Source organism: Larkinella sp. C7 (assembly GCF_006149005.1).
Taxonomy (GTDB): domain Bacteria; phylum Bacteroidota; class Bacteroidia; order Cytophagales; family Spirosomataceae; genus Larkinella.
Genome location: NZ_VBSL01000096.1, coordinates 1 through 224, shown reverse-complemented (window position 1 = coordinate 224; position 224 = coordinate 1). Strand labels below are relative to the sequence as shown.

General features: G+C 46.9%; 1 protein-coding gene. It reads right to left on the bottom strand.

Going from position 1 to position 224, the window contains the following annotated elements:
• Nucleotides 1–224: anaerobic ribonucleoside-triphosphate reductase (gene nrdD / locus FH871_RS34515; RefSeq protein ID WP_212768329.1), on the bottom strand; the 224-nt coding region annotated here is incomplete at both ends.

The window sequence follows — 224 nt, the reverse complement described above, 5'->3', positions numbered from 1 at the left end:
TACCGAGGTAGCCACAGGTCCGTTTAACGACATCTACGGTCTTAGGATCGGTGTTGCCACAATTTGGACACATAAAGCCACGTTCTGTTGGGGTAAAGTCCCCTTCAAAACCACACTCATAACATTTATCAATTGGGGTATTGGTGCCTAGGTAACCAACACGGTCATAGGCATAGTCCCATACAGCCTCCAACGCCTTAGGATTTTGCTGCAGAACTGGATAT